The 10,000-nt window shown below is 41.5% G+C and carries 6 protein-coding genes; 1 reads left to right on the forward strand and 5 read right to left on the reverse strand.

Going from position 1 to position 10,000, the window contains the following annotated elements; translation table 11 throughout:
* Positions 1 to 3 precede the first annotated feature (3 nt).
* The 4 genes from ACNKXV_RS10225 to ACNKXV_RS10240 are packed head-to-tail and all read right to left on the reverse strand — an operon-like array spanning position 4 to position 6,835.
* On the reverse strand, positions 4 to 525 hold the full coding sequence (locus ACNKXV_RS10225; RefSeq protein ID WP_417907628.1) for a DUF3341 domain-containing protein: 522 nt from the start codon (positions 523 to 525) through the stop codon (positions 4 to 6).
* A gap of 5 nt (positions 526 to 530) precedes the next feature.
* Positions 531 to 2,345 (reverse strand): NrfD/PsrC family molybdoenzyme membrane anchor subunit, encoded by a 1,815-nt coding sequence (gene nrfD, locus ACNKXV_RS10230; RefSeq protein WP_417907629.1) that lies wholly within the window; start codon positions 2,343 to 2,345, stop codon positions 531 to 533.
* A gap of 35 nt (positions 2,346 to 2,380) precedes the next feature.
* Entirely contained in the window at positions 2,381 to 5,440 is a 3,060-nt protein-coding gene (locus ACNKXV_RS10235) for a TAT-variant-translocated molybdopterin oxidoreductase (protein WP_417907630.1), read from the reverse strand.
* A 48-nt stretch (positions 5,441 to 5,488) separates the two neighbouring features.
* Positions 5,489 to 6,835 (reverse strand): c-type cytochrome, encoded by a 1,347-nt coding sequence (locus ACNKXV_RS10240; protein WP_417907631.1) that lies wholly within the window; start codon positions 6,833 to 6,835, stop codon positions 5,489 to 5,491.
* A 225-nt stretch (positions 6,836 to 7,060) separates the two neighbouring features.
* On the opposite strand from ACNKXV_RS10240, the gene ACNKXV_RS10245 reads away from it, so the two are divergent.
* Positions 7,061 to 7,450, forward strand: coding sequence for an SPOR domain-containing protein (locus tag ACNKXV_RS10245; protein ID WP_417907632.1), 390 nt, complete (start codon positions 7,061 to 7,063; stop codon positions 7,448 to 7,450).
* Between the two features lie 61 nt (positions 7,451 to 7,511).
* On the opposite strand, the gene infB is transcribed toward ACNKXV_RS10245, so the two are convergent.
* On the reverse strand, positions 7,512 to 10,000 hold a 2,489-nt coding region (infB, locus tag ACNKXV_RS10250; RefSeq protein ID WP_417907633.1), incomplete at its 5' end, for a translation initiation factor IF-2.

Genomic DNA, 10,000 nt, shown 5'->3' on the forward strand with positions numbered 1-10,000 from the left:
TTATTATTCTATTAATTTAATTTCAGATGCACCAGTTTCATAAAGAAAGTTGGTAAGCTCATCGATATTATGGTTTGCAGCATCAACTTCCATAAGGAACACATCATCTGTAGTTCTTACATCAGGATTTTCTGCTTTTTTGAATGGCCATAATTTACTTCTCATAAAGAAGGTGATAACCATAAGGTGAGCTGCAAAGAATACCGTTAATTCGAACATAATTGGAACGAATGAAGGCATGTTCTCGATAAAGCTAAAACTTGGTTTCCCTCCAATATCCTGAGGCCAGTCCTCGATCATAATAAAATTCATCATCGCAACGGCTACAGACAATCCTACCAATCCATAAAGGAAAGATGTGATGGCCAATCTGGTTGGAGCAAGACCCATGGCTTTGTCAAGTCCGTGTACCGGAAATGGACAATAGATCTCACCAATGTGATAGCGTGCTTCACGAATCTGCTTTACAGCTTGTAAAAGCAGGTCGTCATCTCGATAAATAGCGTGTAAAACTTTAGATGCCATCCTGATTATTTATTTTTTAGTTTGTTTGCCTGGTCGATCCATCCTTCTCTGTTTTCCTTAATAGGGAAGTTCTCGATCACTTCATTAAGCAATTCAAAATCCTGTTCTTTCAATTTACTTACCTGATCAAACAAGTAGATCCCTACCTGATGTAAATGTTGTTGCAATAACGGTCCAACATTCTTAAGTTTTGTAAGATCATTTGCTTCCTGAGTCTTAGGATCAAAAGTTCCAATCCTGTGAAGCATCTCGTCGATACGGTCTTTAGTAACTTCAGAAACAACCATTCCGTCTAGATTCACAGTATCCTCATGTGGATGGTCACCTTCTTTAGCTTTTGTATGCTCAGTATCCTCGATCTTATGGTGCACACCTTCAGCTTCGTTGCTTCTTGGGTTTCTTCCATAAGTTTCCGGAGTGTAATGAGGCACATCATCTCCGTGCTCTTCTCTTAGTTTCTTATATTTTTCTCCTGAAGACTTCAAAATTGTTTTAACCTCTGCCTGAGCGATCACCGGGAACGAACGGGCATAAAGAAGGAACAATACAAAGAAGAATCCAATGGTTCCAATAAAGATCCCAATATCAACAAACGTTGGAGAGAACATAGTCCATGAAGACGGAAGGTAATCACGGTGAAGCGAAGTCACGATAATCACGAAACGCTCGAACCACATCCCAATGTTTACAATAATGGAGATAAAGAAAGAGAACATGATACTGGTACGTAGTTTCTTGAACCACATAAACTGCGGAGAAAATACGTTAAAGGTCATCATACTCCAGTATGCCCACCAGTAAGGTCCGGTAGCCCTGTTAAGGAATGCATACTGTTCGTATTCTACACCTGAATACCATGCAATAACAAGCTCAGTAATATAAGCAGTACCTACGATAGAACCCGTAATCATGATTACGATGTTCATAAGTTCGATATGCTGAATAGTAATATAATCTTCAAGATTAGAAACCTTTCTCATAATGATAAGCAAGGTGTTTACCATTGCAAATCCAGAGAAGATCGCACCCGCAACGAAGTAAGGAGGGAAAATGGTGGTGTGCCATCCCGGAATTACAGATGTTGCAAAGTCAAAAGATACGATGGTGTGTACAGAAAGTACAAGAGGAGTTGCCAAGCCAGCAAGTACCAATGACACTTCTTCAAAACGCTGCCAGTCTTTAGCACGTCCACTCCATCCAAAAGAAAGAATTCCATATACTCTTTTTGTAAAAGGAGTAATAGCTCTATCACGTATCATGGCGAAATCTGGCAACAATCCTGTCCACCAGAAAACAAGTGATACAGAAAGGTAAGTAGAGATCGCAAATACATCCCATAGAAGCGGTGAGTTAAAGTTCACCCATAGAGATCCAAACTGGTTAGGGATTGGAAGTACCCAATATGCCAACCATGGACGCCCCATGTGAATGATAGGGAAAAGACCCGCCTGCATAACCGAGAAGATCGTCATAGCCTCTGCAGACCTGTTGATCGCCATTCTCCACTTTTGACGGAATAAAAGTAATACGGCAGAAATAAGCGTACCGGCGTGACCAATACCTACCCACCATACAAAGTTGGTAATATCCCAGGCCCAACCTACTGTTTTGTTTAATCCCCAGGTACCTATACCTGTAGAAATCGTGTAAACCATACATCCTGCTCCCCAAAGAAAGGCTACAAGGGCAATAGAGAAAACTATCCACCAGGATTTGTTAGCCCGTCCTTCAACCGGAGCCGCAACATCAACCGTCACATCGTGATAGGTTTTGTTCCCGGTAACTAGAGGCTTTCGTATAGGTGCTTCGTAATGAGACATATCCTTATCTAATTGATTCTTAGTTATTCGTTAATTTAAGCTTCGGTTGTATTTCTAACTTTCGTCTGGTACATCACGTTTGGTTTTGTACCCAGGTATTCAAGCAGATGATACATCCTGTCATCATTTTTCAATTCAAGAACTTTGGATTCTTCATCATTAACATCTCCAAACACCATAGCTCCTTTATCACATGCAGCAGAACAAGCAGTCTGGAATTCTCCGTCTTTAATCGCTCTACCTTCTCTCTTGGCATCAAGAATAGTTTTCTGAGTTTTTTGAATACACATAGAACATTTCTCCATAACCCCTCTGGAACGTACAGTTACATCTGGATTAAGAACCATTCTTCCCAAGTCATTGTTCAAATGGTAATCGAACTCATCATTTCTGGCGTAGTTGAACCAGTTGAAACGACGCACTTTATAAGGACAGTTGTTAGCACAATATCTTGTACCAACACATCTGTTATAAATCATCTGGTTTTGCCCCTGTCTTCCGTGAGAAGTTGCCGCTACCGGACAAACTGTTTCACAAGGTGCATGGTTACAATGCTGACACATTACAGGCTGGAAAATAACCTGAGGGTTATCTGCCGGCTCTTCAAGCTCAGCAAACTCAGATAATGAACTTCCTAAACCACCAATGTTTTCTTTCTTATCAAGATCGTTCGCGAAAGTATCTTCAGAAGAGAAGTATCTGTCAATACGCAACCAGTGCATATCTCTTGATTTTCTAATCTCCTCTTTTCCTACAACAGGAACATTGTTTTCAGAATGACAGGCGATCACACAAGCACCACATCCGGTACACGCGTTAAGATCTATACTCAGGTTAAAGTGAGGCCCGGTTGTTCTGTCAAAACTCTCCCAGATATCAACTTCCGGAGAAGTAACCGGAGTTTCCTGGTGATCAAGTGAAACATTTGGAGTTTTGTTCCAAACTTTCGCATCTTTTGTATTGAATATCTCTAGGGTGGTTTCTTTAATGATATCTCCCCTACCCATTAGAGTATTGTGCAATTGTACACAAGCGAACTCATGCATTCCTGCAGCTTTCTCAATCTTTACTTTTTGTACAGTATTGAAGTTCTTATACAACGGGTATGCATTCACACCTGTTTGCATCTCTTCCTGTACTCCTGCCGTTCTACCGTACCCAAGCGCAAGACCAACGGTCCCTTTTGCCTGCCCCGGCATAATGTAAACAGGAACATTTTTTAGAACAGTATCTCCAACAGAAACATTTACGTAACTACCGTTAAGACCACCGTTATCATCATGCTCATTTTCAAGACCCATTGCCTCTGCATCTCCTCTGGAGATAGTAAGGTAGTTATCCCAACTTGCACGGGATAGTGGATCCGGCATTTCCTGTAACCATGGGTTGTTAGCCTGCTGGCCATCACCTATGGCGATACTTGTATATAAGCTCAATTCAAAACCATCACCTTCAAGCTCATCCATATTGAACTTGATTGGAGAAGATGTTTTTGGAGAAGCCGGCAATGTAACAGGAGAGGTAGCTTCAAATACTCCGTCATGAAGTACTTCGCTCCAGCTTCTGTCACCTAATCCACCAGACCAGGTCTCCTTGATATATTCGTAATAAGAAGCATTATTATCAGACCATTTTAGAAGGGTATCCTGAAATTGCCTTGTATCAAATAACGGTCTTATCGTTGGTTGCATCAGGCTGAATGCCTTTTCACTAAACTGCACATCACCCCAACTTTCAAGGTAATGCGGAGTAGCCGCAACGTATTTACTTAATTTTGAAGTCTCATCTGTTCTTGTAGTGAAATCTACTACAGTTTCAACTTTTGCAAGACCTTCAATGAATTCTTCTCTGTTTGGAAGTGTATGCACAGGGTTAAGACCGGCGATCAAAAGAGCACCAACCTTACCGTTGTTCATATCTTTTACAACCTGAAGAACTTCAGAAGCATTACCCTGACGGATCATTCTTGCATTAGAAGCATCCATTACCTTACTTCCTAAAGCCTCATTGATCTCGAAAGCCCAGGTATGAGCTTCTTCATCTGGCAATCCACAAGCTACAACAGCTCCGCTTCCTGCTTTTCTTAACTGACTTGCAGCTTTAACAACAGCATCATCAAGTTTTGGAGAAAGGGAACTGGTAGAAGAACCACCAACTATATAAGACCTTAAAGCAGCCATTACAGCTTTTTGCTCAGAAGGTTTTAGAGTAATACGTTTATCTGCATTCGCACCCGTAAGAGTCATGTTAGACTCGAACTGGATGTGACGAGACATCTTACCATTTTTAGGGATACGGGTTTGAGCATAACCCGCATCAAATCCACCTCCCTGCCAGTCGGCAAGAAAATCTGCACCAACACCAACCACAGTTTTCACTTTAGAAAAGTCGTAGTTAGGCAATGCACGTCTTCCATATTTATTCTGGAATGCATTCAAAGCAGCATCTTCAGAAACTGTATCGTACACTACGTGACGAACATTTCCATATTTAGAAGAAAACTCCTGAATAAGCTTTGATGTAGAAGGACTGGCAAATGTTTGTGTAAGCAAAACGATCTCACCGGTAGTGTTTTCAAGAGCAGTTTTAACCTCGCGGTCAAATTCTTCCCAGGAAACATTTCTTCCTTCAATCATAGGGCGCTTTACCCTCTTTGTATCATATAACGAAAGTACCGATGCATGCACACGTGCATTTACACCAGCCTTAGCTTTCGAAAATTCGTTATTCTCAATCTTGATAGGACGACCCTCACGAGTCTTCACTAATACACTGGCGAAATCAAAACCATCTGCAATTGTAGATGCATAATAATTTGCTACCCCGGGAACTATTCTATCCGGCTGAACCACATAAGGAATAGATTTTACCACCGGACCTTCACAGGCTGCCAATGATGCCGCTGCTGTACTGAATCCAACATATTTAAGGAAATCACGTCTTGAAGTTTTAGAGTCTTCAAGCTTTTGTTTATCCCCAAGAAAATCCTCTACCGGGATCTGCTCAGCGAATTCCTTTTGCTGGAGCGCCTCAACAACAGAGCTGTTATCTTCGAGCTCTTCAACACTTTTCCAGTATTTCTTGTTTGATGACATATTATATCTAGATATTAGCTTCTTAATTAAACCTGAATTTCAGGATTTTTAATAGTGACACTTACCACATTCAAGACCACCCATTTGAGCAGCTGTAAGCTCTTCTACACCATATTTTTTAGATAACTCCTCGTGTACTTTTTCATAATACTCGTTCCCCTCGATACGAATATTGGTTTCACGGTGACAGTTTACACACCACCCCATAGTTAAAGGAGCATTTTGATACACAACTTCCATCTCCTGGATTGGACCGTGACATTTTTGACACTCAACACCAGCAACACTTACGTGCTGAGAGTGGTTGAAATATGCAAAATCAGGAAGGTTATGAATTCTCACCCACTTAACCGGTTTTTCTTCTCCGGAATAAGTTCTGGTCGCAGGATCCCAACCGGTAGCATCATATAGCTTGGCGATCTCCTTATCGTAAAATTCTTTTGAATATTCTTCAGTAGCTGTTTCAGGAGAAACTTCAGAAATGGACTTGTGACAGTTCATACAAACATTCAACGAAGGTATCCCTGCAGTTTTTGAAGTTCTTGCAGAAGAGTGACAGTACTTACATTCGATTTGATTGTCACCGGCATGAATACGGTGAGAATAATGAATTGGTTGAATTGGCTGATAGCCTTTATCCACACCAACCTGCATGAAGAATCCGTAAGCGAAATAACCTACAGCAAGAAGCACAACCACTGCACTTACAAGTACAAGGAATTGATTTTCTACAAAAGCTTTATGGATAGGCTTGCTTTTAGGCTTTTCCGGAATCGTAATCCCTGAAGCCGCAGCAAAATTTCTTAATGTTTTATTTACAAGGAATAACACCACCAACAGGATAGCAAGTACAAATACCAGAATTCCAAGAATCACATTCACAGAAACTCCGCCAGCACCCTGACCACCAGCTTCACCAGCAGGACCTCCACTCGCAGCTTTTGGCTCCGGCTTTGGTTGCTCTACATAAGCAAGGATATTATTAATGTCTGATTCATTCAATTGCGGGAAAGCCGGCATAGCCGTTTGACCCCACTCATTGTAAACCGCATTTGCCTTAGAATCTCCACTCGCGATAAGTGCAGCTGAATTCTTCACCCACTCATGGATCCAATCCATATCGTGTCTATCTGTCACCCCGTTAAGAGCAGGACCAATAGAATTGGAATATGGCTTGTGACATGCAGCACATAAAGAGTTGAACAGTTCTTTCCCCGCACCGGGATCACCCAAAGAAGACCCGCCAGAAGCCGCCTCCTGACTCGCCTCGGCCGGAGCCGGAGAGTCCTGTGCAGTCTGTTCCTGTGCCTGCACAAAAACAGAAAATGAAAATAAAAATGCTACGCTTAAAAGTAGTTGTCGCGAAGTTGAATGGCGGAAAATCACCTTTTTCATATTATAAGTTCGATTAACGTCTAAACTTTGGTACGGTTTTTACACTCAGTATTTTAGGGCTAAAAACCTAAAAAGGTACCTTTAAATTCAGGCACAAAAGTAATACTTATAGACGATTTAAGGAATGTTAGATAAGTGTTAATGGTTAATTTATAATAGTTCTAAATAATAAATTACAACCTGTTTAAGTTATTTAATTTTACATTTGTCAAAATCGAGGAAATCATGAATAAACCGAAACTATATCAGACTTTATTAGCATCTGCTTTTTTCTGTACTATCAGCTTTAATATCAGCGCTCAGGAAGGCAACGTGAACATCCAGCAGAGCAAAAAGATCGAGAAGCTTATGGAAGTTAAAAAGGAACTGAATCAAAACAATAAGATCAAAGACAGGTTTGTGATCCAGTTATTTTACGGCGACAATGGCGAGGCAAATGAAGTGATCCAGAAATACCGCAGTCTATATCCTTATTCTTCGCAAATAGTATACGAAGCTCCAAACTATAAGGTTTGGGTTGGCAACTTTAGAAACCGCCTTGAGGCAGATCGCGCACTACTTAAAATTAAAGATAATTTCCCGGCAGCATTTATCCCGAAGCCACAGAGAAAATAGGAACAACTACAAATAAAAAAAGCGGCCAATGGCCGCTTTTTTTTGTTCTTATAAGTAAATATTATTTAAGGGTTTTCTTTACTTCCACCTCTCTAAAGGCTTCCACAACATCTCCCTCTCTAATATCATTGTAGTTCTTGATTTGAAGACCACAGTCATATCCTTTTGAAACTTCTTTCACATCGTCTTTGAAACGTTTTAGCGAAGCAAGCTCTCCGGTATAGACCACAACTCCGTCACGGATAAGTCTGATTCCTGCACTTCTGTAGATTTTTCCTGAAGTAACCATACAACCTGCGATGGTTCCAACTTTGGAGATCTTGAAGGTCTCACGAATTTCAGCAGTACCGGTGATCTCTTCCTTAAGTTCCGGTGAAAGCATACCTTCCATCGCATCTTTAAGATCGTTGATCGCATCGTAAATGATCGAGTAAGTTCTTATATCGATCTCTTCCTTATCTGCAACCATTCTTGCATTTCCGGCAGGACGAACGTTAAATCCGATAATTACTGCATCAGACGCTGAAGCAAGTAGCACATCACTTTCAGTAATTGCACCAACTCCTTTATGAATGATGTTTACCTGAATCTCTTCCGTAGAAAGCTTCTGGAAACTATCTGTAAGTGCTTCCACAGAACCATCCACATCCCCTTTAAGGATGATGTTAAGCTCTTTAAAGTCACCAAGTGCAATACGTCTACCAATTTCATCAAGAGTAATGTGACGCTGGGTTCTAACATTCTGCTCTCTTTGTAACTGCGTACGTCTTGCTGCGATATCCTTAGCTTCACGCTCATCTTCCATCACCTTGAAAGTATCACCTGCCTGAGGCGCACCATCAAGACCAAGGATAGACACCGGCGTAGAAGGACCAGCCTCTTTTACCTCATGTCCACGCTCATCGTGCATAGCTTTAACCTTACCACTATTTCTACCGGCAAGTACATAATCACCAACTTTAAGCGTACCACCCTGAACCAGGATAGTTGCTACGTAACCACGACCTTTATCAAGGAAGGCTTCAACCACAGTACCTTTTGCAGGTTTCTTTGGATTAGCCTGTAATTCAAGAATTTCAGCTTCAAGAAGTACTTTTTCAAGTAATTCTTTCACACCTAATCCTGTTTTCGCAGAAATGTCGTGGGACTGAATCTTACCACCCCAGTCTTCAACAAGAAGATCCATTTGGGCAAGTTTCTCTTTAATTTTTTCCGGGTTTGCAGTTGGAAGATCAGATTTGTTGATCGCAAAGATAATTGGCACTCCCGCTGCCTGCGCGTGAGAGATTGCCTCTTTGGTTTGCGGCATCACATCATCATCTGCTGCAATTACAATAATTGCAATATCTGTTACCTGTGCACCACGAGCACGCATCGCCGTAAAGGCTTCGTGACCCGGTGTATCCAGGAATGCTATTTTTTGTCCGCTTTCGAGCTTCACACCATAAGCACCAATATGCTGAGTAATTCCTCCACTTTCCCCGGCAATTACATTCTCCTTACGGATGTAATCCAATAGGGAAGTTTTACCGTGGTCAACGTGACCCATTACTGTTACGATTGGAGCTCTTGCTTCAAGATCTTCCGGATTTTCTTCAATTTCTTCAGCAGCTTCTTCAACATCTGCCGTAGTGAATTCAACCTCATAGCCAAATTCTTCAGCAACGATGCTTAAAGTTTCTGCATCAAGTCTCTGGTTCATGGTAACCATCATTCCAAGAGACATACAAGCAGAGATCACCTGAGTTACAGAAACATCCATCATGGTTGCAACCTCACTCACCGTAACGAATTCAGTCACCTTTAAGATCTTTTCGTCAGATTCCTGCTGAGCAAGATCCTGTGCAGATCTTTGACGGTGTTGATCCCTTTTCTCTCTACGATATTTTGCACCTTTACCTTTAGAAGATTTCCCCTGAAGTTTCTCCAGAGTTTCTCTTACCTGCTTTTGAACTTCTTCTTCAGTAGGCTCTTCTTTGGTAATTGGTTTACTTCGTTTTCTTCCGGCAGCCGCACCTGTACCTTTAACACGTGGTGCTCCACCTCCACCTTTCACATCTTTACTAATGCGACGGCGACGCTTTTTGCGCTTATCCTTATCATCCTTCTTATCGTCCTTTTTCTCGTCCTTCTTCTTAACAGGTTTCTTGAACTGAGAAAGGTCGATCTTTTTACCGGTAAAGTTAGGTCCACTAAGTTTAGTGTACTTGGTCTCTATGGTACTGGATTCTTCCTTAGGCTCTTCTTCCTTAGCTTCAGCCGGAGCGGCTTCTTCTTTCTTAGGTTCAGGTTTTACCTCCTCAACCTTTTCTTCCTTAGGTTTTTCAGGCTGAGAAACTTCCGGCTTTACAGCAGGTTTCTCAGGAGCTTTAGGCGCTTCAGCTTCTTTGACAGGTTCTTCAGCTGGAGTTTCTTTAACTTCTTCTTTCGGGGTTTCTTTAGCAGGCTCGGCTTTTGGCGCTTCTTCCTTCTTAGGAGTTTCTCCCGGCTTTTCCAGATCTATTTTCCCAACAGGTTTAAGACCTTCCAATTTCGCCCTGGATGAAACAG

It is taken from the genome of Christiangramia aquimixticola, assembly GCF_048285835.1.
In the GTDB taxonomy this organism is placed as follows: Bacteria; Bacteroidota; Bacteroidia; order Flavobacteriales; family Flavobacteriaceae; genus Christiangramia; species Christiangramia aquimixticola.